General features: G+C 41.9%; 22 protein-coding genes. 17 read left to right on the forward strand and 5 right to left on the reverse strand.

Annotated elements, in window-relative coordinates; translation table 11 throughout:
* Positions 1 to 76 precede the first annotated feature (76 nt).
* Entirely contained in the window at positions 77 to 1129 is a 1053-nt protein-coding gene (locus ACFSX4_RS09055; protein ID WP_377773806.1) for a tartrate dehydrogenase, read from the forward strand.
* Positions 1130 to 1163: 34 nt separating this feature from the next.
* On the opposite strand, the gene ACFSX4_RS09060 is transcribed toward ACFSX4_RS09055, so the two are convergent.
* Positions 1164 to 2054, reverse strand: coding sequence for a LysR family transcriptional regulator (locus ACFSX4_RS09060; RefSeq protein ID WP_377773808.1), 891 nt, complete (start codon positions 2052 to 2054; stop codon positions 1164 to 1166).
* A 137-nt stretch (positions 2055 to 2191) separates the two neighbouring features.
* Here ACFSX4_RS09060 and gltB point away from each other — a divergent pair, with 137 nt between their 5' ends.
* The 8 genes from gltB to ACFSX4_RS09100 all read left to right on the forward strand — a co-directional run bounded on the left by gltB (position 2192) and on the right by ACFSX4_RS09100 (position 15029).
* Entirely contained in the window at positions 2192 to 6640 is a 4449-nt protein-coding gene (gene gltB, locus ACFSX4_RS09065) for a glutamate synthase large subunit (RefSeq protein WP_377773810.1), read from the forward strand.
* A 23-nt stretch (positions 6641 to 6663) separates the two neighbouring features.
* Positions 6664 to 8124: a glutamate synthase subunit beta gene (locus ACFSX4_RS09070; RefSeq protein WP_377773812.1), complete on the forward strand. Its 1461-nt coding sequence runs from the start codon at positions 6664 to 6666 to the stop codon at positions 8122 to 8124.
* 136 nt (positions 8125 to 8260) lie between these two features.
* Positions 8261 to 9313 (forward strand): hypothetical protein, encoded by a 1053-nt coding sequence (locus tag ACFSX4_RS09075; RefSeq protein ID WP_377773814.1) that lies wholly within the window; start codon positions 8261 to 8263, stop codon positions 9311 to 9313.
* 44 nt (positions 9314 to 9357) lie between these two features.
* Positions 9358 to 10191 (forward strand): glucose PTS transporter transcription antiterminator GlcT, encoded by an 834-nt coding sequence (gene glcT / locus ACFSX4_RS09080; protein ID WP_377773816.1) that lies wholly within the window; start codon positions 9358 to 9360, stop codon positions 10189 to 10191.
* A gap of 110 nt (positions 10192 to 10301) precedes the next feature.
* The gene (gene ptsG, locus ACFSX4_RS09085) at positions 10302 to 12326 is read left to right on the forward strand and encodes a glucose-specific PTS transporter subunit IIBC (RefSeq protein ID WP_377773818.1); all 2025 of its coding nucleotides are present in this window, start codon (positions 10302 to 10304) and stop codon (positions 12324 to 12326) included.
* 135 nt (positions 12327 to 12461) lie between these two features.
* On the forward strand, positions 12462 to 12764 hold the full coding sequence (locus ACFSX4_RS09090) for a metal-sensing transcriptional repressor (protein ID WP_377774009.1): 303 nt from the start codon (positions 12462 to 12464) through the stop codon (positions 12762 to 12764).
* Between the two features lie 128 nt (positions 12765 to 12892).
* Positions 12893 to 14149: a hemolysin family protein gene (locus ACFSX4_RS09095; RefSeq protein ID WP_377773820.1), complete on the forward strand. Its 1257-nt coding sequence runs from the start codon at positions 12893 to 12895 to the stop codon at positions 14147 to 14149.
* A gap of 31 nt (positions 14150 to 14180) precedes the next feature.
* The gene (locus tag ACFSX4_RS09100) at positions 14181 to 15029 is read left to right on the forward strand and encodes a metallophosphoesterase (protein ID WP_377773822.1); all 849 of its coding nucleotides are present in this window, start codon (positions 14181 to 14183) and stop codon (positions 15027 to 15029) included.
* A gap of 227 nt (positions 15030 to 15256) precedes the next feature.
* Here ACFSX4_RS09100 and menC read toward each other — a convergent pair whose 3' ends face one another.
* Positions 15257 to 16396, reverse strand: coding sequence for an o-succinylbenzoate synthase (gene menC / locus ACFSX4_RS09105; protein ID WP_377773824.1), 1140 nt, complete (start codon positions 16394 to 16396; stop codon positions 15257 to 15259).
* 108 nt (positions 16397 to 16504) lie between these two features.
* Here menC and ACFSX4_RS09110 point away from each other — a divergent pair, with 108 nt between their 5' ends.
* Positions 16505 to 17617: an amidohydrolase gene (locus ACFSX4_RS09110; protein ID WP_377773826.1), complete on the forward strand. Its 1113-nt coding sequence runs from the start codon at positions 16505 to 16507 to the stop codon at positions 17615 to 17617.
* A gap of 32 nt (positions 17618 to 17649) precedes the next feature.
* Here the strand turns inward: ACFSX4_RS09110 and ACFSX4_RS09115 are convergent, their stop codons facing one another.
* Positions 17650 to 18168 (reverse strand): hypothetical protein, encoded by a 519-nt coding sequence (locus ACFSX4_RS09115; RefSeq protein ID WP_377773828.1) that lies wholly within the window; start codon positions 18166 to 18168, stop codon positions 17650 to 17652.
* Between the two features lie 110 nt (positions 18169 to 18278).
* Entirely contained in the window at positions 18279 to 18524 is a 246-nt protein-coding gene (locus ACFSX4_RS09120) for a hypothetical protein (RefSeq protein ID WP_377773830.1), read from the reverse strand.
* A 171-nt stretch (positions 18525 to 18695) separates the two neighbouring features.
* Between ACFSX4_RS09120 and ACFSX4_RS09125 the strand changes: the two genes are divergently transcribed.
* The 3 genes from ACFSX4_RS09125 (at position 18696) to ACFSX4_RS09135 (ending at position 21624) form a co-directional block, all read left to right on the forward strand.
* The gene (locus ACFSX4_RS09125; RefSeq protein ID WP_377773832.1) at positions 18696 to 19664 is read left to right on the forward strand and encodes a hypothetical protein; all 969 of its coding nucleotides are present in this window, start codon (positions 18696 to 18698) and stop codon (positions 19662 to 19664) included.
* A 142-nt stretch (positions 19665 to 19806) separates the two neighbouring features.
* Positions 19807 to 20721 carry an EamA family transporter RarD gene (gene rarD / locus ACFSX4_RS09130; protein WP_377773834.1) on the forward strand — a complete coding sequence of 305 codons (915 nt, stop codon included), beginning with the start codon at positions 19807 to 19809 and terminating at the stop codon, positions 20719 to 20721.
* 72 nt (positions 20722 to 20793) lie between these two features.
* The gene (locus ACFSX4_RS09135) at positions 20794 to 21624 is read left to right on the forward strand and encodes a hypothetical protein (RefSeq protein WP_377773836.1); all 831 of its coding nucleotides are present in this window, start codon (positions 20794 to 20796) and stop codon (positions 21622 to 21624) included.
* 41 nt (positions 21625 to 21665) lie between these two features.
* On the opposite strand, the gene ACFSX4_RS09140 is transcribed toward ACFSX4_RS09135, so the two are convergent.
* Positions 21666 to 22505 (reverse strand): HAD family hydrolase, encoded by an 840-nt coding sequence (locus ACFSX4_RS09140; RefSeq protein WP_377773838.1) that lies wholly within the window; start codon positions 22503 to 22505, stop codon positions 21666 to 21668.
* 119 nt (positions 22506 to 22624) lie between these two features.
* On the opposite strand from ACFSX4_RS09140, the gene ACFSX4_RS09145 reads away from it, so the two are divergent.
* The 4 genes from ACFSX4_RS09145 to ACFSX4_RS09160 are packed head-to-tail and all read left to right on the forward strand — an operon-like array spanning position 22625 to position 25612.
* Positions 22625 to 23314 (forward strand): AzlC family ABC transporter permease, encoded by a 690-nt coding sequence (locus ACFSX4_RS09145; RefSeq protein WP_377773840.1) that lies wholly within the window; start codon positions 22625 to 22627, stop codon positions 23312 to 23314.
* Positions 23302 to 23586, forward strand: coding sequence for an AzlD domain-containing protein (locus tag ACFSX4_RS09150; protein ID WP_377773842.1), 285 nt, complete (start codon positions 23302 to 23304; stop codon positions 23584 to 23586). The genes ACFSX4_RS09145 and ACFSX4_RS09150 overlap by 13 nt, the downstream gene beginning before the upstream one ends.
* A gap of 14 nt (positions 23587 to 23600) precedes the next feature.
* Entirely contained in the window at positions 23601 to 24524 is a 924-nt protein-coding gene (locus ACFSX4_RS09155) for an AEC family transporter (protein WP_377773844.1), read from the forward strand.
* 56 nt (positions 24525 to 24580) lie between these two features.
* The gene (locus ACFSX4_RS09160; RefSeq protein ID WP_377773846.1) at positions 24581 to 25612 is read left to right on the forward strand and encodes an SEC-C metal-binding domain-containing protein; all 1032 of its coding nucleotides are present in this window, start codon (positions 24581 to 24583) and stop codon (positions 25610 to 25612) included.
* Positions 25613 to 25649: the final 37 nt, after the last annotated feature.

The raw sequence follows: 25649 nt of genomic DNA on the forward strand, positions 1-25649 counted from the left end.
TTCAGAATTATTTGATTAAACTTTGCTATAATAACTGGGAAGGCAATATTAATTGAGAATGAGAGGTTTATTTATAATGAAGAAAATAAGCTTGGCAGTAATTCCCGGTGACGGTATAGGGCAGGAGGTAGTACCACTCTCTTTAAAAGTGCTGGACCATCTTGCAGCACTTCACGGCGGTGTGAAGTTTGAGTATAACCATTTCGACTACGGCTGTGATTATTATTTGAAGCACGGTAATATGATGGCTGAGGATGGAATTGACAGGCTGGGACAGTCGGACAGTGTTTTTCTCGGAGCTGTCGGTGATGCAGGGAAGGTGCCGGATCATATTTCGCTGTGGGGGCTTCTGATTAAAATACGGCGTGAGTTTCAGCAGGAACTCAATGTACGTCCTGCACGTGTATTTGAAGGTGTGAAATCCCCGCTTTCAAACCCGAAAGATTTTGATTTGATTGTGGTACGGGAAAACAGCGAGGGCGAGTACAGTGAAGTCGGCGGACGGATTTTTCAGGAAGAGAATGAAATAGCGATACAAAACAGTATTTTTTCACGGCGTGCGACCTCCCAGGCAGTAAATTATGCATTTGAACTTGCAAAAACGAGACGGGGCAGTGTGACCAGTGCCACAAAATCAAATGGTATTTTTCATGCAATGCCGTTCTGGGACGAAGTGTTTAATGATGTTTCAAAAAAATATCCGGAGACTTTGGCATCCTCTCAGCATATCGATGCACTTGCTGCATCATTTGTGACACACCCTGAGCGTTATGACGTGATTGTTGCGAGTAATTTATTCGGGGATATCCTGACAGATATCGGTGCTGCAATTATGGGCAGCATCGGAATTGCGCCGAGTGCCAACTTAAACATGAACGGAAAACATCCGTCCATGTTTGAGCCGGTCCATGGATCCGCACCGGATATAACAGGTAAAGGAACTGCCAATCCGGTGGGGCAGATCTGGACAGCTAAAATGCTGCTTGATCATCATGGATTAGAAGAGCTGGGAGACGTTTTATTAAATGCGGTTGAACAAGTGTTTAAAAAAGGAATCATGACACCGGATATCGGCGGAACATCGTCGACAGAAGAAGTCGTTTCTGCAATTATCAGCGAAATTAAATAACATCATTTAAAGCGGTCGTGACGTCACGACCGCTTTAATAACGAAGTGGAAACGTGTTGTCGATATCAAGCTGGAATGACTGGCGGAGCTGATTGAACCACCGGCGTGTGAATGTCTTTTTACTATCCGCCTTCATTGATAAGTAGAGCGGCTGAGTAATATTTAAATGATCTAAAGAATAATCAATCAGGGCTGGATAGTAATGTTTTAACAGTTTTGCCTGGTCGGATGTGACAATGGCCACGTAGCCGTGGGACATCAGTAAATGCTGGATAATTGTCAGGTCGTTAAAATTATTGATTTCAGCATTTTGGAATTTATTCTTCATATTTAATATAGGATTGAATGACGCAAGCGGGTATTCAACTATCTCGCTCATTCTGGCATTTTTCGGCAGGTTGACAGCTGAATTCTCACGGAATACATACCGGTAATTCTGCTCAAATAACAGCATACTTCTCATCTCGGACCCGGGCATTTTAACAGGGGACAGTGCAATATCTATCACACCTTCATAGACAGCTGATGTGAGATTGACATCTGGAATATCAAATATTGAAAAGGATTCGATGTCTTCGGTATTTACGACATGGGTTAATGACTGCATCACTTTTCCTGTCATGTCAGTTGGTGTCAAACTGATATTTAATGTACGTTTATCTTTATCTGCCTCATCGCTTAAAACCATTTTTGATCTTTCTACTGCTTCCAATATTTCGACCGCTTCCTTTAAAAATAAATGACCGTCTTCAGTTAACTTTATATTTCTGCCCTGACGTTTAAAAAGTTTAACGCCGAGTTCATCCTCCAGCATGCTGATCTGCCTCGATAAGGCAGACTGTGCAATGTTTAATGTCAGTGCAGCTTCTGTCATATGTTCCTGATTTGCAATTTCTACAAAATAATTTAACTGCTTAAACTCCATGTATGTCAGCCTCTTTTCCTATTAATCTAATTATTAGATTAATATTATCACATTGATATATTGATTGCATGATTACTATTTTAATATGATAGAATTATTAAAAAACTTTTAGAATCGATGATTGGGGTGTTGAATCAATGAGTGTATTTCAACCAATTAAACAGTATGGACTTTATGATTATAAAAATGAGCACGATGCATGTGGAATCGGCTTCTATGCAAACATGGATAATGTGCGCTCTCATAATATTGTTACTAAATCTCTTGAGATGCTTGAGCGTCTGGATCACCGCGGCGGCGTCGGGGCGGATGGTATCACTGGAGACGGTGCCGGGATTATGACTGAAATCCCCCACAACTTATTTAAGGAAGCATATGATTCAAGCCTTCCTGATTTTGGAGAGTATTCGGTGGGAATGTACTTTATTGATCAGCATGCACCGCTGGATGCTTTTAAGAAGACAGCAGAAAAAGAAATTACGGATGCAGGATACCAATTAATCGGCTTCCGTATTCCACCGACGAATAATGATGCTCTGGCATCACATGTAGAAGATACAGTACCACAGTTTGTGCAGGTGTTTACAGATGCTCATGATCCGTTTGATCTTTATTACATCAGAAAGAAAATCGAACAGTCATTAAATGCGGAGGATATCGAGCACTATGTCACTTCATTTTCGAATGAAACGATTGTATATAAAGGATGGCTCCGTGCATCCCAGATTAAAGAGTTCTATGTGGATTTGAGTGACGAACGGTATGTTTCAAAATTCGGCTCTGTACACTCAAGGTTCTCAACAAACACATTCCCGAGCTGGGCGCGTGCACACCCAAATCGTCTGTTGATGCATAACGGTGAGATTAACACGATTAAAGGCAATGTGAACTGGATGAAAGCCCGTACAAAAAATCTGCTTCTCGATACTTTCGGAGAGCGCGGGCGTGAAATTGAAGCAATTGTAGACGAGACAGGCAGTGACTCTGCGATTGTTGATAATGTTCTTGAATTTTTGAGTCTGTCTATGTCGCCGGAACAGGCAGCGATGATTTTAATTCCTGAACCGTGGAAGTACCAAAGCTACGATAATCAGGCAGTCAGAGATTTTTATGAGTACTACAGTTATTTGATGGAGCCGTGGGACGGTCCGACAATGATCAGCTTCTGTGACAACCATAAACTTGGAGCACTTACGGACAGAAACGGTTTAAGACCGGGACGTTATTATGTAACGAAAGAAAATGAAATTATATTTTCCTCGGAAATCGGTGTCGTTGATGTGGGTGAAGAGGATATCGTTTATAAGGGCCAGCTGAGTCCGGGGAAACTGCTCCTTGTTGATTTCGACCAGTCGAAAATCATTGAAAATGATGAACTGAAAGACCGTATTGCGAATGAGTATTCATACAGCGAATGGCTGCAGGCAAAAGGTGATGAAATTGAGGTGCCTGACTATTCGCCGGTGATTAATGATGCGGATCTGCTTCACCGTGTCCTGGTCAAGTTCGGCTACACAAAAGAAGATATTGAAAAATATATGGAACCATTAACTAAAGATAAAAAAGATCCTGTCGGTGCTATGGGCTTTGATCAGCAGCTTGCTTTTCTGTCTGAACGCCCGAAATTACTGTTTGACTATTTCAAACAGCATTTTGCGCAGGTTACAAACCCGCCGCTTGATTCATACCGCGAGAAAATTGTGACCAGTGAAACCCAGTATCTTGGCGGGGAAGGACGTTTGTTGTCTCCGGGTTCAGAAAACGTTAACCGTGTGAAAATTGAACGCCCAGTGATTGTTGACAATCTATTGAAAGAGGAGCATGTACAGTCTCTTGGCGTGAAGTATCTCGATACCACTTACGACGGTGAACTGGAAGATGCGCTTCAGGCGCTCAGTAAAAATGCACTCGATGAAATCGAAAACGGTGTGCTTGTTTTAACTGACGAACGTGTACTTGAAGAGGACAGGTATGCTATACCGTCACTTCTTGCAGTGAGCTGTGTACATCAGGCGCTGATAAAAGAAAATGTAAGAACGAAAACAAGTCTTGTGACGAAATCATGTGAAGTACGTGAAGTTCACCATGTGGCAGCGCTGATTGGCTTCGGTGCCAATGCAGTGATACCGCATCTGGCTCAGGAAACACTTTATAATCTTCACAAAGACCCTGCAACAGTCGAAGATTATAATACGGGACTGACTGAAGGTCTGATTAAAGTGATGGCGAAAATGGGAATCTCAACAGTGCAGAGTTACCATGGTGCACAGGTGTTTGAAGCAGTCGGTTTAAGTAAAAATGTGATGAACCATTATTTCGGCGGCGCACCTTCAAAAATCGGGGGTAAATCCATCCGTGATATTGACCGTGATAATAAAGAACTTCAGGACGTTGAAAGTGAATACCTGGAGTCGGGAAGTAAATTCCAGTGGAGACAGCAGGGGGATTACCATGTAATTAACCCGAACTCTATCAGGCTGCTTCAATTTGCCTGCCGGACAAATGATAAGGATGCATATAAAGAATACAGTGATCATATGAAAGCATCTCATGATTCCAGTATCCGCCATCTGCTGAAATTTAAATCCAAAAGAAATGTTTCCATCGACAGAGTAGAATCGGTTGAGAGTATCGTGAAACGTTTTAAAACCGGTGCAATGAGTTTCGGTTCCATTTCAGCAGAAGCACATGAAACGCTCGCAGAGGCGATGAACCGCATCGGCGGCAGAAGCAACAGTGGTGAAGGCGGTGAAAATCCAAGACGCTACGAAACACAGAGTGACGGAAAAATGCTCTCCAGTGCAATTAAACAGGTGGCATCCGGCCGCTTCGGTGTAAATTCCGAGTACTTAAACAGTGCGAAGGAAATCCAGATTAAAGTGGCACAGGGTGCAAAACCGGGAGAAGGCGGACAGCTGCCCGGACAGAAAGTGTATCCGTGGGTTGCCGAAATCAGAAATTCCACACCAGGCGTCGGCTTGATATCGCCGCCGCCGCACCATGATATTTACTCAATCGAAGATCTGGCACAGTTGATTCACGATTTGAAAAATGCAAACCGTGAAGCGGATATTGCAGTGAAACTCGTATCAAAAGACGGTGTTGGAACCATTGCTGCAGGTGTTGCGAAAGCATATGCAGATAAAATTGTAATCAGCGGTTATGACGGCGGAACAGGCGCGTCACCGATTACAAGTATCCAGCATGCAGGACTGCCGTGGGAACTCGGTCTTTCGGAAGCACATCAGACACTGATGCTGAACGGTCTGAGAAGCAGGGTGACTCTGGAAACAGACGGTAAATTAATGACGGGCCGTGATGTAGCGGTCGCATGTGCACTTGGTGCTGAAGAGTTCGCGTTCGCAACGGCACCACTTGTGGTACTCGGCTGTATTATGATGCGTGTCTGCCATAAAGATACATGCCCTGTCGGTGTTGCGACGCAGAACGGCGAACTGCGCAAATTGTATACGGGTAAGGCGGATCACGTTGTTAACTTTATGTATTTTATTGCTGAAGAAGTGAGAGAGATTCTGGCTGAGCTCGGTCTGAAATCAATGGATGAACTGGTCGGTGCCGTAGAGTACCTGGAAGTTGACCATGAAAAGATCCGTGAGCATCATGCTGAAGAGCTTGATTTATCACCGATTATCAAGAGTGTTAAAGGTAACAGGTTCAAAACTGAGTCTCAGAAACATCCTTTTGAATGGTCTCTTGATGATCAGGCGGTTTTAAAAGATTTTCATGCAGATGTTGAAAAAGGCGTTCAGCACGAAGAGGCATATAATGTCAGAAACAGACACCGTAATGTCGGTGTCATGCTCGGCAGTCTGATTACAAAGCTGCACGGAATGGACAGTCTGCCGCACCATTATTATAAAGTGAACACATTCGGACACGCGGGTCAGAGCTACGGTGCCTTTATTCCAAAAGGGCTGACACTGAAGCACACGGGTGACTTGAATGACTATCTCGGTAAAGGGATGAGCGGCGGTCAGATTATTGTCAAGGCGCCGAATGTTGCAAGAAGCCATGAAATTGCGGTCGGTAACGTATGTCTGTACGGTGCAATCAAAGGTGAAGTATATATTAACGGAATGGCCGGTGAACGATTCGGTGTCAGAAACAGCGGTGCTGAAGTTGTCGTTGAAGGAATCGGTGACCACGGTCTTGAATATATGACAGGCGGCAGAGTGTTGATACTCGGCGGTATCGGAAAGAACTTCGCAGCGGGTATGAGCGGGGGTATTGCCTATATCATCAATGATAAATCTGTTTCAGAAAATGAAAGTTTCATGAATCATGAAATGATTGAAGTATCAACAGTGTCAGATCCGAAAGAACTGCGTAAAGTGACGACGATGATTGAAAAACATCATAAGCATACAGACAGTTATAAGGCGGAACGTATTTTAGACCGTCTCGAACATAAAGATGTTGAGATTATAAAAATCATCCCGACTGAATATAAGACGATGCAGCAGAGAATACTGCATCATTTGAAACAGACAGTGGAACGTGAAGAAGCTGAACTTCAGGCATTTAATCACGATGCGTCGGATTTTGAGGAATTGAATATCTATTAATTTTAAGGAAGAAGGTGGGACAGATGGGTGAATTTAAAGGCTTTATGAAGCACAGCCGGAAAAACCTCGGGGAGCTTGACCCGAAGATGCGAATTGATAATTATGATGCATACCAGCAGCGTTTTTGTAATGAAGATGCATCTGAACAGGGTGCAAGATGTATGGACTGCGGCACACCCTTTTGTCAGACCGGAATCGGTGTGGAGAAAGAGACTGTCGGCTGTCCGATAGGGAACTATATTCCGGAATGGAATGATTTAGTATACAAAGGGGATTTTGAAGCAGCATATAAACGACTGGCCGAGACAAATAACTTCCCGGATTTTACCGGGACGGTCTGTCCTGCACCATGTGAATCATCATGTGTGCTTGCGATTAATAATGACGCTGTTGCAATCAAGGGGATTGAGAGAACGATTATTGATGAAGCATTTGAACAGGGGTATGTAAAACCACGTACACCAAAGCATCGACTCGACACAAAAATTGCAGTGATAGGGAGCGGACCGGCAGGTCTGACAGCTGCAGATGAGATGAATGCATGGGGACATAACGTGGTGGTATTTGAACGTGATAAAAAACCGGGCGGATTATTGATGTACGGTATCCCGAATATGAAACTGGATAAACATATTGTGGATCGCCGCATCAACTTAATGAAAGAGGCAGGAATTGAATTTAAATGTGGAGTGAATGTCGGCAGTGATATCAGTTATGAAGAACTGGATCAGGAATTTGATGCTGTAATTGTGGCAACTGGTGCCAGAAAACACCGTGACCTGCCGCTTGAAGGCCGATTCAGTGAAGATATTCATTTTGCGATGGACTATTTAACAGAGCAGATGCTGCATCTGGATGGTGACATTGATGACGTGACAATTACAGCGAAGGATAAGCATGTGGTTGTTATCGGTGGCGGTGACACCGGTGCAGACTGTGTCGCAACAGCACTGCGTGAAGGATGTAAGAGTGTATTTCAGTTTAATAAATATGACCGTCTGCCGGACGAGATTGATGGGAATCCGGACTGGCCGATGACAAAACAGATATTTAAACTGGACTACGCACATGAAGAATATCAGAGTAAGTTCCGTGTGGAACCGAGAGTGTATGGCATTCAGACAATGGGGTATGATGTCAATAATCTGGGTGAACTACAGGGGCTCAGAACTCAGGTGCTCGGACAGGAAGCACTCAATGCGATGACGATGGAAGATCAGGAAAGATATTTTAAAGCGGATTTAGTACTCCTTTCCATCGGTTTCGAGGGTGTTGAAAATGAACTGCCGAAAGCATTTGATTTAAATGTGAAACAGAACCGTATTCATGCGAATGATACAGACTACCGTACCAACAGACGAAAAGTATTTGCAGCCGGTGATGCAAGACGCGGTGCAAGCCTGGTTGTCTGGGCGATTAAAGAGGGTCGCGGAGCAGCGCGTGCGGCACATAAATTTGTACTTAAAGAAAAAGTATACAGCTGATAAACAGGCAGTGATTTCAAATTTTGGAATCACTGTTTTTTTAATTATTTTAAAAATTTTGTTATTTATAATGGGATTAGTGGTATAGGGAACTATTACTTTACATAAGACTGAATATTGAAAGGATGGATGATTCATGAAAAAATTGATGGCAGCAGGTCTTCTGTTCAGTCTGTTTCTTGCAGCATGCGGCAGTGATACTTCAGATGAAGAGACTCCGGAGTCAGAGACAGAGACGACAGAAAGTACGGAAGAGAACAACGGCGGTACAGAGGAAGAAACAGAAGATACAACTGAAGAGACAGCAGAAACAGAAGAAAATACCGAGAGTGAGGACAATGAGGACAACGTTACAGCGGGAACAGAGGAAAGTCTCGAGGACGGCGACTTGATTGAAGAAGATGTGGATGTCGATGATTTAAAGAACAGTACGGATGGAGATATTGTCTCCGGAGACTATTCAGTGACGTTTTTGGTGAGTTCGAACCCTGAACTGATTGATGTCATTAATTCGGCTGAAGAAACTGATTTAACAGTCGATGATGTGCTGATGGAACAAGATTCAGTTACAACGTATAATACTGCGACATATTTAGGCGTTTACGGCTTCACTGAGGACACCGATGAACCGGCGTTTTCGGATACGGTGGCATTAAGAGGTGCAGTTGATGAGCGTGACGGCCTCAGAGTACTGGTTGATCAGTATGATCCAGCTGCCGGAGATTATGCACCTCACGGCTTCGGTGATACTGGAGATGGAGAAACATTTTTATTTGATGGTGTGTCATGGCAGGATTATTCCGCTGAAGCAGGTGCAGAAGAAATTATGTTCGGCCTTTACATGAATGTGGAACCGATTCTTAAAGATCTTTCCGATACCATTGAAGTACGTGAAACTAAAGATTATTATGTACTTTATTATGTTGGTGAAAGCGAAGCGGTATATGACAGTTTCGGCAGTTTGTTTGAAGTAGAATTTACAAATGCCAATATGGATGAGCTGGTGTCTTCAGTGTTCGGTATTATCAATAAAGAGACTGATGAGCTTGAACATATCAGTTATATTTCCCATGCACCGGGTATGAACCCGAGTGAATATCTGCAGATAGATGTGGCACTCGATTTTATGCAGTACGGAGAATATGATGAAACAGGCATCGAAAAACCGGTGAACATAGAAGGTCCCTGATATTGTATAATTGTGTTAATAAGCTTTGAATAAGGAGTATTTTTGTGATTAGAGTTGAGAAGGCACTGAATAATAATGTGGTGGTTGCGCATGATGAGTTTGAAGAGATTGTATTAATCGGCCGTGGTATCGGTTTTAATAAAAAAGCCGGTGACATGATAAAAAAAGATGAAGCTGACAAAGTATATCAATTACTCGGGCAGCAGGATTCCAACCGTTATCAGACATTATTAAAAATGGCTGATGACGCGTTGTTTCAACTGGCATTCGAGGCGATAGAAATTATTGATGCACGTACGGCACATGAAATTAATGACCGGATTCTTTTGTCACTGACTGATCATCTTCTGTTCAGCATTAAACGCCTTGAAGAAGGAATAGAAGTTAAAAATCCTTTTATCAATGAAACCCGGGCACTGTATCCGAAGGAATACCGAATTGCTGAAGAGGTAGTTGAAATGATTAATAAGAAATATCGTTTTAAGCTGCCGGATGCAGAAGTTGGCTTTATCACGCTTCACGTCCACTCAGCACTGTATAACCGGACCGTACATGAGATGAATATGATTTCAGAGGTGGTTCATCAGTCGATTTTGATTATTGAGAACGGCTTAAATACAAAAGTGGACCAGGCCTCTCTTCTATATGACCGCTTTGTCAGACATATCAGCTTCTGCGTGGAGCGGGTGATGAAAGGTGAAGGAGCGCCGGATCAGGAACATTTTGATGCCTTATTGAAAGCGCAGTATCCGATATGTTATAATATTGCTATAAAAATCGTGAAGATGATGCAGAATAAACTGCAGCGTAAAGTTTATGAATCAGAAGTGGTTTACTTAACCATGCATATTAATCAATTTGAATATTATTCTAAATAAGCGTGTAACCATAAGAGGGCATAAGTTTATAGGAATAGTTTATTAAACTATCTCTATATACTTATGTCCTTTTTTATATGCATCATCTGAAACGAAAAAGGAGGAAAACAATGTTTAAAAAGTTATTTGGTCAACTGCAGCGTATCGGTAAAGCATTAATGCTGCCGGTTGCGATTTTACCTGCTGCCGGCTTAATGCTTGGTTTTGGTGCTGCACTGCAGACTGAAGCGATGGTTGAATTCATTCCGTATTTAGAAACGGGCTGGGTCATCGGTCTGTCGGATATGCTTCAGGCAGCGGGCGGCGTGGTATTTGACAACCTTGCTTTACTGTTTGCTTTAGGTGTCGCTGTGGGTCTTGCAAAAGGTGACGGTGTCGCAGCGATTGCTGCTTTTGTCGGTTATATGATTATGAATGTGACACTCGGCCAGGTTGCAGGGGTCACGCCTGAAATGGCAATGGAGGATCCTGCGTATGCACTTGTACTCGGAGTGCCTACAATCCAGACCGGCGTCTTCGGCGGTATCATTATCGGGGTGCTCGCAGCATGGGCTTACAACAGATATTATAATATCAATCTGCCTCAGTTCCTGGGCTTCTTTGCAGGAAAGCGGTTTGTACCGATTGTTACATCCGCATTTGCGTTTCTGATTGGTCTGGCTCTGTTTTTAATATGGCCGCCGATTCAGGAAGGATTGAACGCAGTCTCCCACTTCTTAATGGAAGAGGCAACTGCATTAGGCGTCTTCGTCTTCGGTATGGTGAAGAGACTCTTGATTCCATTCGGTCTTCATCATATTTTCCATGCACCGTTCTGGTTTGAATTCGGAACGTATACATCAGCAGCCGGTGAAGTCGTCAGAGGGGACTTGAACATCTTCTTTGCGCAGCTTCGTGACGGAGCAGAATTAACATCGGGATACTTCATGCAGGGTGAGTTCCCTGTAATGATGTTCGGTCTGCCGGCAGCGGCACTTGCGATGTATCATACGGCAAGACCTGAACGAAAAAAATATGTTGCAGGTATTATGATTTCTGCAGCACTGACCAGTTTTCTGACAGGGATTACTGAACCGCTTGAATTCTCATTCCTGTTCGTGGCGCCGATTTTATATGTTATCCACGCAGTGCTTGACGGACTGAGTTTCTTAATACTGTATCTGCTTAATGTGCATCTCGGTTATACATTCAGCGGCGGGTTTATCGATTTCTTCTTATTCGGTATTCTGCAGAACCGTACTGAATGGTGGTGGGTATTAATTGTCGGGGCAGTTTACGCAGTGATTTATTACTGTATATTCCGTTTCTTAATTCAATTAATGAACTTAAAAACGCCTGGGCGTGAAGATGAAGTGGTTGCTGAAGGTAACCAGGACATCGCAGCACTGCCGTTTAATGTTCTTGCTGCAATGGGCGGCGAAAAGAATATTAAACATCTGGACGCATGTATTACGCGTCTCAGAGTCGAAGTTCTTGATACCGGTGTTGTTGATGAGGGTACGTTAAAGAGTCTCGGGGCTTCAGGTGTTATGAAAGTCGGCAATAATATGCAGGCAATTTTCGGCACGAAATCAGACCAGATCAGACATGATATGCAGCGTATTATTGACGGTGAGATTACATCCCCGGAAGAAACAACAGTAGTAGAAAGTCCCGAAGCACCTGAATCAGTAAGCGGGGGCATTATCCCGTCTGATGTATACAGTCCGGTGAACGGTAAGGCAGTTGAGCTTGAAAATGTACCGGATCAGGTATTCAGTGAAAAAATGATGGGAGACGGTATCGCTGTTGAACCGTCAGAAGGCATAATCCGCGCACCATTTGACGGCGAGGTTGCGACAGACTTCCCGACAAAACATGCGCTCGGCCTGTTAAATGAACACGGCCTCGAAGTCCTCATCCATGTCGGGCTGGATACTGTAAACCTGAAGGGTGAAGGTTTTACGCTTCATGTGAAAACAGGAGACACATTTAAAAAAGGTGATGTTCTCCTCGAGTTTGATTTAGATTATATTAAAGAACATGCAAAGAGCACCATTACACCTGTGATTATTACAGGACCTTCAAATGTGAAAATTGCCGCGAGAAATCTCGGTGAAATTACAAATGAAGACATTGTAATCAGTGTGAAGTAACTTAAAAGTATATTCAGAACGCATGACGACAGCTGTTGTCATGCGTTTTTATCAGTGGTTAACATTGACTTTTATACCTATAAGGGGTATGATTGGAGTGAGATAAAAAGGAGGAACGGCACTATGACTGAGACAATAAATGAAACACTGCATGACCATCCGGTGACTCCGCGGACAAATGAAGAAAAAGATAAGCTGAAAAGACGTCTGAAAAGAATTGAGGGTCAGGTGCGCGGTGTTGAGAAAATGATTGAAGAAGAACGTTACTGTGTGGATATATTAATACAAATCAGTGCAATACAGTCTGCACTTAAGAATGTTGGATATGGTGTGACTGAACGTCATATGAAACATTGTGTTAAAGATGCGATTGCCAATGGTGACGGTGATGAATCGATTGAAGAATTGATGGCTGTTTTAAAGCAGTTTTCGAAATAAAGTAAGCAGGGAATATACATTTGTAGCCTTTAATCATCACGTGATATAATAGAATTTAATTACATGATCTGCATCTCTGACAGGTGCAGTTTTTTTATATCAAAAGGTAACAAGGGGAGGAATACAGAGTGCTGATAGCGATCATTCTGTTATTATTAGTTTCCGCATTTTTCTCAAGCAGTGAAACTGCACTGACTGCGGTGGATAAAAGAAAGATACAGACACAGGCTAAAAACGGTGATGAGAAAGCAGAAAGGCTGTATAAACTTTTGTCGACACCGAGTGAATTTATTACAACGATTTTAATCGGCAATAATATTGCCAATATTATTCTGCCGACAATTGTTACTGCGATGGCAATTCAGTATGAGTGGAGTGTGGCCTTTGCGTCACTTGTAATTACAGTGACAATTATTGTTTGCTCGGAAGTCGTTCCAAAGTCAGTTGCAGCAGCGTTTCCGGAACGTATTTCTTATGCAGCAGGCCCGGTTATTCGTCTGGTGATTATTGTATTGAAACCTGTGACATGGATACTTAATAAATTGACTGATGCAATTACACGAATTCTTTCTAAAGGGGAGAATCCCGGCTGGACAGTGTCCAAGGAAGAAATATTAAATATGGTGGAAATTGCGGACTCTGAAGGTTCGCTTCATAAAGATGAATCCGACCGCTTGAAAGGTGTCCTTGATTTTCAGAATCTTAATGTTAAAGATGTGCTGACAACACCAAGAACTGAGATGGATGCGATTAAGATGGATGCGGCATTTGATGAAGTCCGGAGGACAGTTGTGGATTTGATGCATACGCGTTATCCGGTTTATGATAATGACCTTGATGATATTGTCGGTGTGTTTCATTCCAAATATATTCTCCAGTGGTCACTTGAGCCGGATAAAACTTTAATGGATTTCTGTGATCCTGAACCATTAATGATTTATGAATTTCAGCCGGTTGAAGAGGTCCTTAGGAAGATGACGAAAGAACGCAGACATCTGGCAGTTGTTTTAGACGAGTACGGGGGTACTGAAGGGATTCTGACTCATGAAGATATTATTGAAAGCATGCTTGGTTTTGATATAGAGGATGAGACTGACCTTGAGAATGATGCTTTGATTGATTATTTGAAGGTTGATGAGATAGTTTGTGACGGGAAGATTACGCTGCACAGGCTGAATATTCAATTTGATACAGATATTTCGGAAGAGGAAGATACTTTGTCCGGATACTTGTTCAAGTTATTCTATAATATTCCCGAAGAGGGTGACACTATGATGGATGAGAATCATTTAAAATTTGAAGTACTGATAATGGAAAATCAAATGATCCGAAAAGTGAGAATTACCAAGACCGTACCTTCTGATAATATCATTGAAGAAGAATAGATTTAATAATAGGAAATTCAAGAGGCGAGATATGAAATATAAGGCGATAGCATTAGGTATAGTGATAGCTGCTGCAAGATTTTTGTATAAAGAGGATAAAGACCTCGTAGTCGACAGCCGGACAATTACGCATAAAAATATACCGGAAAGTTTTGACGGATATAAGCTGGTTCATGTATCCGACTTTCATAATGCATACTTTGGCAGACGGAGTAAGCATTTACTTAAACTGATTGAGGCACAAAAAGGCGATGTTATTTTAATGACCGGTGATATTATCGACCGGCGGACGCCGAATTTAAAGCGGGCTGTTCACTTTATTGGAGGAATGACCCGGATTCTGCCGACATATTATATTACGGGGAATCATGAGGCGCATTATAAGAGATGGCCGAAATTGAAAGAAGCAATCGTGAATTCTGAAATGGTTCGTCTGGATAATCAAATGATTCAGCTTGAAAGAAACGGCAGCAGTATAAACCTTGCAGGAATAAACGATCCCTGGTTTTTCGGACATGAAGATGATCCTTTTGTTTTTCAGCGTTTCAAGATGCAGCTGGTGGAGATGGTCAAGAAGGCGGTGGAAGATGATTCATTTACCATATTGATGTCACACCGTCCGGAGCTGTTCAGCATGTACCGCACCATGCCTGTGGATCTCGTTTTATCGGGACACGCCCACGGCGGGCAAATCAGACTGCCGTTTGTGAAAGGACTCTATGCACCGCATCAGGGCGTCCTTCCTAAATATACTGAAGGCATACATGAATCATCAGGCACCACTCTGTCCATCAGCAGGGGGCTCGGCAACAGCCGGTTTCCGTTCAGGGTGTTTAACCACCCGGAAATTGTTGTGATTACTTTAAAAAAGAGAAATTAGAATAATATGATCGGCTGCAGGCGTCAATGAGATCTCATTGACGCTTTTTTACGGCCGTTTAATGTTTTTTGAGGTTATCCAGATGTTTGAATGGGTTTTGGGTATGTAAAGGGAGGCATCTTAAGACGGAGTTTTACAAATAAAAGCAGAAATCCATATGAATCATGAATTTCTGCTGTGATAAAAATCAATTTCAATCCATCATTTTATTGACAGAGGGTTTGGATTTAGTTGTAGAAGACCATATCAATCTGGTCGCCCTTTGTAATGACTTCTGTCGTTTTCAGATACTGCTCCATTTTACCGAAGTCAACATCTGCACCGATTCCAGGTGCTGTACTGACGTTCACTACACCATCTTCTGCAATTACTTCCGGTGAGATAATATCAGTGAACCAGTATCTGCTTGAAGATGCTGTATCACCTGGAAGTGTAAAGTTTGAAAGTGTAGTAATCGCAATATTATGAAGTCTGCCGACACCAGCTTCAAGCATTCCGCCGCACCATAACGGGATGTTATGTTCAAGAGCGAGATCGTGGATTTTCTTAGACTGTGTAATGCCGCCGACACGTCCGACTTTTACATTGATGATTTTACAACTGCCGAGTTCAATAGCGCCAAGTGCAGACTCATAGCTGTCGATGGATTCATCAAGGCAGACTGGTGTTTTGATTTCTTTTTGCAGTTTGGCATGGTCAATTAAATCACCTGCTGCAAGCGGCTGTTCAATCATCATCAAATCAAATTCATCCAGAGCTTTTAACGTTTCAATATCATCAAGTGTATACGCCGAGTTTGCATCAACCATTAACGGAATATCACCGAATGCATCGCGGATTTTACGGACCATTTCAACATCACGGCCGGGTTTGATTTTTACTTTAATACGCTTATATCCTTCATCCACTTTTTCTTTAACTCTCTCAAGAAGTGCTTCATCAGTATCCTCAAGACCGAGGGAAATTCCGACTTCAACGTCGGGTTTCTTCCCGCCTACCGCTTCAGAAAGCGTGATATTATTTTCTTTCGCATATAAGTCCCATACAGCACCTTCTATCCCTGCTTTGGCCATATTATTCTTTTTAAACGGTTTAAACAGCTCCCACACATCATCAGGGTGGCTGATTTCATTATGCAGCACAAGAGGGGCAAAATATTTCTTCATGGCGATTAAGGCACTGTCCATAAATTCTTCAGAATAAAGTGGGTCTTCACCTGCAACACATTCACCGAAACCGGAGAGACCGTCTTCGTTGACTGCTTCTATAATAGTGACATAGCGGTCCTGCTGTGTACCGAAACTTGTAGTAAAGGGGTTTCTCATTTTCATGACAAGCTGATGTAATTTAATTTCTTTAATGTTCATAAGTATTATTCTCCTCCTCAATACATCCATTATAGCTTGAATCTTTAAACTTTTTCAAAATTTTATATTATAATAGTCATATATCATCAGAACAGGAAGGGAAATTATATGACAACTGATAAAATGTTTGAAGTATTTAATCATATTCATGAACATCCGGAATTGAGTAATGAAGAGTACGAGACAACAGAATATATTTTTAACTTTTTGGAAGCGGAGGGCTTCAAACCGGTCAAATTTAAAAACATTACAGGTCTGTACTGTGACATCGGTGATTTCAGCAGCGGCCCTGTAATTGGTATCCGGGCGGACATTGACGCTTTGTACCAGGAAGTGGACGGGGTCAAACGTGCCAATCATTCCTGCGGTCATGATGCACATACGGCGATGGTGGTGCAGGCGATGCTGGCGCTTAAAGATCATGAGGTCTTATCCGACTGCGGTGTGAGATTTGTATTCCAGCCTGCAGAAGAGGTCGGGACCGGTGCACTTGATGTGTCGGATGAAGGGATTATCGAGGATATGGATTATTTCTTCGGCATTCATCTTAGACCGGTTGAAGAAGCGGTATCAGGAACCGCAACACCGAGTATTGAACACGGTTCTGCTGCCTCTGTTGAATTCAGAATCATTGGAGATGACGCGCACGGTGCACGGCCGCATCTGAATTACAACGCAATTGAAATTGGTGCGGAAATTGTTAATATGCTGTCTAAAATTCATATTAATCCGGTCATTCCTTCTTCAGTGAAGATGACTAAGTTTATAGCGGGCGGAAAGTCATTGAATATTATCCCCGGTATTGCAGAGTGCGGTATTGATATGCGCGCACAGACCAACGAAGCGATGGATCAGCTGAAAGACCGTGTCTTTGATATTTTAAATCATGTGGAATCGTTCTACGGTGTGAAAATTGAAGATGTTGATTTTTCAAAAATTGTTGCGAGTGAGAGTCACGAGTCAGCGGTGGCATTATTAAGAGAAGGAATTGTTGAAACGATCGGCGAGGAGAACTGTCTTGAGCCTGTAGTGACGAGCGGCGGCGATGATTTTCATTACTACACAGTAAAGTATCCGGACCTTAAGGGTGCGATGGTTGGAATCGGCTGTGACTTAAAGCCGGGGCTTCATCATCCTAAAATGACATTTGATCACAATGCAATGTCGACAGGTGCAGATATTCTTGTGAATACGGTACTTGCGGCAGCAAAAGGGAAATAGTATACAAAAAAGGGTGCGGATTTCCGCACCCTTTATTTGTCTGAAGATGATTCTTCTCTTACCGGGTTCTCATAAATGACCGGCTCTGTATCTTCCTGGACCAGTTTTCTTGAGTACAGGAATAAAATAATAATTGCTGCGATACCTACAGTAATGACATTTAAAAGTGCCAGCAGTACAGCGGCAGCTGTATTTTTAGTGTAGGCTTTGAAAATACCGATAAATGCCACAGATTCCATCAATACATAAGACAGTGCAATATCCCCGATGGACAGGCCGGAGAAATACAGGATAATTCCGACAATGACAAATACAGCACCCAGTGTTCTTGGGTTAAACCGTCCTTTTTCAAATATATTGCCGTTGTAATCCTGTCCGGCGACATAAAATGTACCGAAAGGTATAAATGACAGGACCGGCATATCGAGATTTTTCATATCGGCAACACGGTACAGGAAGTATCCCTGCAGAAGCCATTTAATGATTCCGAGCAGAAATACAAAAATGACGACAATAATTCCGAGTGCGAGTATCCCGAGTAACAATTCCATATAAAATCACGTCCTTTAATCCAGTATATCATGCTGTTTTTATTTCAAAAAATGATATGTAATGATAAAAGTGCACGTCCGTTGTCCCGACCGTGCACTTTATCACGGTGTTAATTATAACGCCGGAAATTTCTGCGGTTGATTTTTTCTGCTGACCGGTATGCATCGATAATCGCAAACAACCATACAATCGGTAAAAAGATATATCCAATCAGTATGAATGTGAGAAGGCCGTTTATTCCCTGAATCAGAAGGATGATAATCCCTTTTAGAATCTGGCCGTTATAAATCTGGCCGAGTCCGCTGATAAAGAAACTTAATACCGCCGCAAGACCTGAACTTTTTTCATTTGGCATAGTAAACTTCCTCTATAAAGAATATTTTCAACTTATTATACACGAATTTGATAAAATTTAAACAAATAGGGTTATATACTCTGTTTTCGTGGAATATGATGGATATGATCTTTATTTATCTGAAGAAATGTTAAAATAAAAATCGAAAACAATAGAAAGACGGGTGTTAAAATGTTTCAGTATCAATCAACGTACAGAGAAAAGGCTTCGGGGAAAGCTGTTAAAATCATTTTCCTGACTATTTTGGCGGCATTATTTATGGTGTTGTCCACAAGTATTATTATGGGTGTCTTTACGCTGCCGACACTTGGGTTTTATGACTCGCCGTGGGTGATTTTATATATCCTTTTAGGTATATTCTTCTTTTTCCTTTTAAGTATATTTCTGCTTTACCCGATGAGTCTTGGTATTATCCGCTTTTTTACAAAGGCATACAACAACGAACCATTCGGCTTCGGTGAATTGTTTTATGTATTTAAAGAAGGCAGGTACGGCAAGGCTGTTAAGATAACGATTATTGTTGTTGTATTGTATTTTATTTTCAGCTTTGTGATGGGATTCATCGCCAATATGATTTATCTGCTGGTGAATGCACCGTTGTCTGCAATGGGACTGTTCGCAGCTGACGGTTCCCTGGAAGAGACATGGGTGACATTGAGTGCACAGATTGGTCTTGTTGTTATTGTAATGATTCTGAACCTGATTGTAACAGTGCTGATTTACATTCCTTATATCCTCGTGTCGCTTTATATCGGTCTGGTTTATCTGACATATACAGATCAGCCGATGATCCCGACAATGGATAAGTTTAAAATTGCATGGGATGTAATGTTTAAATCCGGAGAAAGTATCCTCAGACTGTTCTTCAGTAATGTTCTGCTTTCAATCGGCTTGTTTGTACTTTATTTTGTAATTATGATCGGCAGTGTCTTTATCGGTATTATGATTGACAGTCCGGGAACGATGATTGCACTGTTAATTGCAGGTACGATTGTATTCTTTATCACATATATTTATACGATGTATGTTATTGTCGGTTCGGTCGTCGCATTCTATTTTACGGGCAGAGATAAACTCGATGCACAAGCCGGTGAAATAAATACTGATGAACACTATGAAAATGAACTTGAACAGCTGTAGGAAGATTTCCGTTTGAAGTATTTGAAATTCAATAAACGATTTTTACAGCAGGCAGTCCGGTTACCGGGCTGCTTTTTCTTGTTTGGACATTTCAGGAATAAGAGAGTAAAATTGTCTTGTTGTCAAAATGGGAGGTGAGTGTGTGTCAAAAGGTAAGGAAGGTGTGCTGTTTGCACTTTCAGCATATATTATATGGGGATTTCTGCCGATTTACTGGAAACAGATTGACGGCATTTCATCATATGAAATTATTGCCCATCGGGTACTCTGGTCATTTGTATTTATGCTGTTATTTATTATTGTGACCGGTAAATGGCGGTATTTTAAGGCAGACCTCAAATTTATATTTGGAAGCAAAAAGAAGATGCTTGCATTATTTACCGCGTCAGTTGTTATTACATCAAACTGGCTGGTCTATATTATTGCGGTGAACAGCGGACATATTTTAGACGCAAGCCTCGGATATTACATAAACCCGCTGATCAGTATTATTCTTGGTGTTATCATATTAAAAGAACGTTTTTCAAAAGTTCAGTGGGCGGCGATAGGTATTGTTTTTGCCGGAGTATTATATTTAACCGTTGGTCTCGGGTCGGCACCGGTGTTCTCGTTATATCTGGCTCTGTCATTCAGCGTGTACGGCTTGATTAAAAAGACGATTAATATCGATGCAGTTTATGCGATGGCGGTAGAGACTTTTGTGCTTGCACCGTTTGCATTAATTTATATTCTGTATATAGGAAGTACCGGGTCAGCTGCATTCGGTTTTAATACAGACAGTGCACTGATGATTGGTACCGGAGTAATCACGGTAATTCCACTGCTTCTGTTCTCGCTCGGTGCTGTGCGGATCCGTCTGTCACTGATTGGTTTCCTGCAGTATATTGCACCGACACTGATGCTTGTGATTGGTATTTTTATGTATGACGAAGTGTTTACAGACGTTCATAGAACGGCGTACATACTCATATGGGGCGGTCTTCTGATTTATACGGCGGCAGGTGTGAAAGCCGGCAGAGGAAGAGAAAAGCAGAAGGCGCGCAGAACGGTGAAATAGTACCATATTATTAGGGAATTGCAAAAAACCATGATATGATTCATAGGAGATTAATGTTAAGGAGTTATGAAGATGAAAGTTGCCAAATATTTATTGACTGTACTGGCATCAACTGCAGTTTTAGCAGCTTGTCAAAACGATACAGAACCTGAGGCAGAGTCGGATGAAGAGACAGTGCCTGTAACTGATGATGGTAACACGGATGCATCGGAGGAGGAAGTATCTGAAGAACAGGAAAACGATTTAAATACTGAAGCGGACAGCAGTGATGAAACTGAAGAAATAGAACAGACAAATAATGACTCTTTTAATAAAGTAATAGATCAGGCAGAAGATATCGAAAGCTATGAAGCGGCAGTGAATCTTTCAGCTGCGATTGATGATGAAGCACCTGCAGAACTTTCTGCGGAAGTGAGTTTTATTAACGGTGATCCGCCGTCCCTGCAGCTTTCTTCAAACGGTGAGGACCGTACAATATCAAAAGACGGTCACTTTTATTTCTATACAGGTGAAGAATGGGTGAATGCAACGGAGTCAGTGTCTATCGACAGTCTGTTTTTTGTCACTTATGAGAACACTGTACGTGCGATCGCAGATATTGGAGACTCCCTCGAAGTCGATACAACGGACGGGGCACGGACTTACACATATGAAGGGACAAACAGAGATGTGTACAGTGCTTTCGAAGAACTCTTTAAAGTCAGTTTCGGCACTGTGAATACATCAGAGGTGGAAAGTAAACTGACTGTTGAAGTCGATGAAAATGATTTAATCCGCTCCATAGAATATTCTGCGGGCGGAGAAGATGCGGAAGGTTCCTTCCAGCTTGAAGGCAGTACTGAATTTACAACATTTAATGATGTCGAGGACATTGAACTTCCGGAAGATGCAGTAGAAGAATAAAAGAAGCGGATTCGTCAAAATGGCGGGTCCGCTTCTTCTGTTTACAAGTAATGTGTTTCCAAATAATCGGCAACGCCGTATTCATCATTAGAAAATGCTGTGACATCATCGGCAGCATTCAGTATCTCATCAGGAGAGCCTTTCATAGCAGTACTTTTACCGCAGGCATCAAACATTGACAAATCATTCATGGAGTCACCGAAGGCATGAACATCTTTAAAATCAATATTGTAGTGGTCGAGGAGGACTTTTAAACCGGTTGCCTTGTCTTCGCCGGCCTGCATCACTTCACAGTTGTGACGGCTGGTTTTATACAGGGCGCAGCCGAGGTCGTCTTTTCTGTTTTCCAGGTAATCATGCCAGCGGTCTATTTTCTTTAAGTCTTTACTGATGAAGAATACTTTCAGTATCTGACTGTAATCGATGGAATCGACCCATTGGACATTACTTTCTGCTGTTTCGTTCATCAAGATTTCTTCGTAAGGTTTTAAAGTCTCCGGCGTATCTAAAGAGAAGTCACGGAGAGAATATTCTTTATCCGCTTTTAACGTATGAGCGGGTGTCTGTGCAGTAAATGTCTCATAATAAATTTCATTTTCACGGGCATGTTCTAATATCTCTATGACCGTTTCTTTCTTAAATGTTTTTTCAGAAACCAACCTGTCATCGATAAAGACACTCATGCCGCTTGCAGCAACATATCCTGCGAGCGGGACTTCCTTTGGTGTCACATTTAATATCTCCGACTGTGTCCGTCCGGTTGCAAAAATAACTTTAATGCCTTTGTCATGCATTCTGCGGAATACATTTTTCAGACGGCTGCTCATTTGACCGTGGTCATTCAGTACAGTTCCGTCCATATCTAACGCGATGGCTTTCATGAATGGGTCCTCATTTCTTTTTTGATAAATACAATGCTTTAAAAAATTAAGCTTAGTTTGACTATAACAAATATGATAGAATATTTCTTAATAATTAAATGAATTCGGTGGTGAATGATTTGCGGAAATATAAAAAATCCTTCCTTTACGGATTAATCATCGGATTGGGATATATTCCTGTTGCCATTGCATTCGGTATTACAGCAAAACCTGTGCTGTCGCTTCTTGAAACCTTTCTAATGAGCGCCATGGTATACGGCGGTGCGAGCCAGTTTCTCACGATACAGATGCTCAGTGCATCAAGTGGTGCAGCAGCAGTCATTGCTGCAGTGTTTGTCCTCAACTCCAGACATTTTGTGATGTCTTTCAAAGTGAATTATGATTTAAAGCATGAATCTGTGTTAAAACGGCTGGTATTGTCTTCATATGTTACGGATGAAGGATTTGCTGCAACAGCAGATACACCACCTGAATTAAAGCGTTTCAGCCATTATTTTATTGTATTTATCACGGCGTATTTTTTCTGGGTGCTCTTCTCACTCGACGGCTACCTTGCAGGGGAATGGATGGATGAACGGTGGATAAGTGCATCCGGTATCGCATTATATGCACTGTTTATCGCACTTTTAGTGCCTGCTGTCCGGACACATTATAAATACGGACTGACGGCAGTTTACGGTATGCTGCTGCACTGGATTTTCAGTAATATTCCATTTATCCCGCCGGGAGCTGCTATTATTATCTCAATGCTTTTGGCAGCACTGGCCGGTTTTATTATGGAAAGGCGGGTGTTCAAGTGGTTGTCTTGATTATATGTCTGTGTCTCGCGACATTGATTACAAGAATCATTCCTGCATTTATGACAGGAAAAATGAACCTTCCGGAAGGTGTGGTTACATATTTGAATTTTATCCCGTATGCTGCGCTCGGAGTGTTAATATTCCCCGGAATTCTTGAAGTCCTGGAGTCACCTGTTGACGGACTTCTCGGTGGTTTGTTTGCAGTTGTACTGGCGATTCTCCGTGTACCGTTATTTTTTATCGTACTTGGGACGATTGTTTTTATTTATTTTATTATGTAAAGGTTTGGTGATGAATGGGAGAATTTATATACATATTTAATAATGTCATGATTCCGATTGGAATTATCGTTATCATCGGCTATGTGGTTCAGCTGAAGTATAAGCTTGAGCGGGCGACGCTTGCCAAGCTGATGATCAATTATATTATGCCGGGATTTGTCTTTATGAACCTGTATGAAGCGGATATTGATTTCATGCTGCTTTTATATGTGATTTTATTTTTGATTTTATATGCAGGTATTACATTTTTAATCTGTACATTAACTGCCCGGTGGATTGGTTTGAATTACGGCCATTCTATTTTATTCAGGAACTCCAATTTGTTCTACAATGCCGGAAACTACGGTGTGCCGGTCAATGATTTAGTGTTCAGAAGTGATCCGTTCGCCATGAGTATCCAGGTTATGATGATGGTGTTTCAAAATGTTTTTGCATTCTCCTACGGTATTATTTCATTGAGTGCGGAGCATACAAGTAAATTACGTGCACTTTTAAATTATTTTAAAATGCCGATTTTTTACGGTGTCAGTATCGGGCTTTTGTTCAATTATTTCAGTATTGGTGTGCCGGTCCCTGTTACATCAGCGTTTGATTACATCAGGAACGCAATGATTGCGGTGGTTCTGTTTACGCTTGGTGCACAGATTGCAGGCATTAAATTTAAAAAAATCAGAAGCAGTGCTTTTCTCGCGACAGCTGTGAGGCTGCTCGGCGGTCCTGTACTTGCTTTTCTGTTGTTATCATTATTCAATGTTGAGGGTATTGTTGCCCAGGCAATCATGATTACGACATCGATGCCTGCTGCAGTCAACAGTTCAATCATTGCTGAAGCATACAGTGACGATCCTGAGTATGCAGCTGAGATTGTCATGCTCGGGACACTGCTGAGTGCCATAACCATACCGTTTGTGATCTATATTGCATTAAACGTTTTTTAAAGAGACTCATGTGTTAAAATATATATAATTATATTCGGAACGTCGGGGGCGATGACATGAAGGAAGTCAGGGATTATTTAAAGCTGTACAAAGTCGTTGATTTAAAGAGGCTGGCAAAGACGATTGGTGTGAAGGGCTATTCAAAGCTTAAGAAAGATGATCTTATAAAGGAAATTGAAGCGGCTCAAAAGTCTCCGGAAGCGGCACATTATGCATACTGCTACATTGACAGCAGATCTTTTGATGCGTGGAGAAAACTTTCAGAGGACAAGACAGATAACCGTTTCAGGCTTGAGGATGTATTCGGCCTCTACATTATGGGTTATGCGTTTGAAATTGAAGAGGACGAAGGAACTTTCTTCTTATCAGATGCCGTCCGGCAGTTATATAAAGAAGTCAATACTGAAGAGAATTATGAAGAGCGTCTTGAAGTGCAGCGGCGCCTGAATTTAGTGCGGGCTTCACTTCATTTATACGGGATTGTCAGTTTCGATCAGCTGATTCATCTGTTTAAAAAATACTATAATGAAGTGATTTCTGCAGATGAGCTGATTGCATTTTTAGACGGTTCTCCTTATGAAATTAATGTCAATCGTGACAGACGCGAGATTGTCATTGATGATATGAATGAAGAACAGTACCTGATGGTGAGAAAACTTCAGGGCAGCCGTGACTACTATGAACCGGAATTTGCGAAATTTATCAAATTCAGTGACCCGAATTTTATCGATGAGTCCAGTGCACATGAGACACTGAGGGAATTTGTTGAAAGAGAAATTCCGGGAAATACTGAAGAACTGCATCCGTCGTATATTCATCTGCTTCAGCTGATTATGAGCGGAAAACAGCGTGAAGATATTAAGAATTATTTAGTATCTGAAGGTGTTCAATTCGATTCAGCTGATGAAGAAAATGCGTTTTTTGATAATATCGGCGGTATTGTAGAAAATACCAGACATTTTAAATACCGGGGTTTTAAAGAAAGAGAGCTTAAAACAAAAACAGTGGTGAAGGAAGAGAAGGTCGGGCGGAATGATCCGTGTCCGTGCGGCAGCGGCAGAAAATATAAAAAGTGCTGCGGAAAATAATTTCAGCCTCTGCTTGATGCAGAGGTTTATTTATATC

The sequence above is a fragment of the Corticicoccus populi genome (assembly GCF_042686195.1).
GTDB classification, from domain to species: domain Bacteria; phylum Bacillota; class Bacilli; order Staphylococcales; family Salinicoccaceae; genus Corticicoccus; species Corticicoccus populi.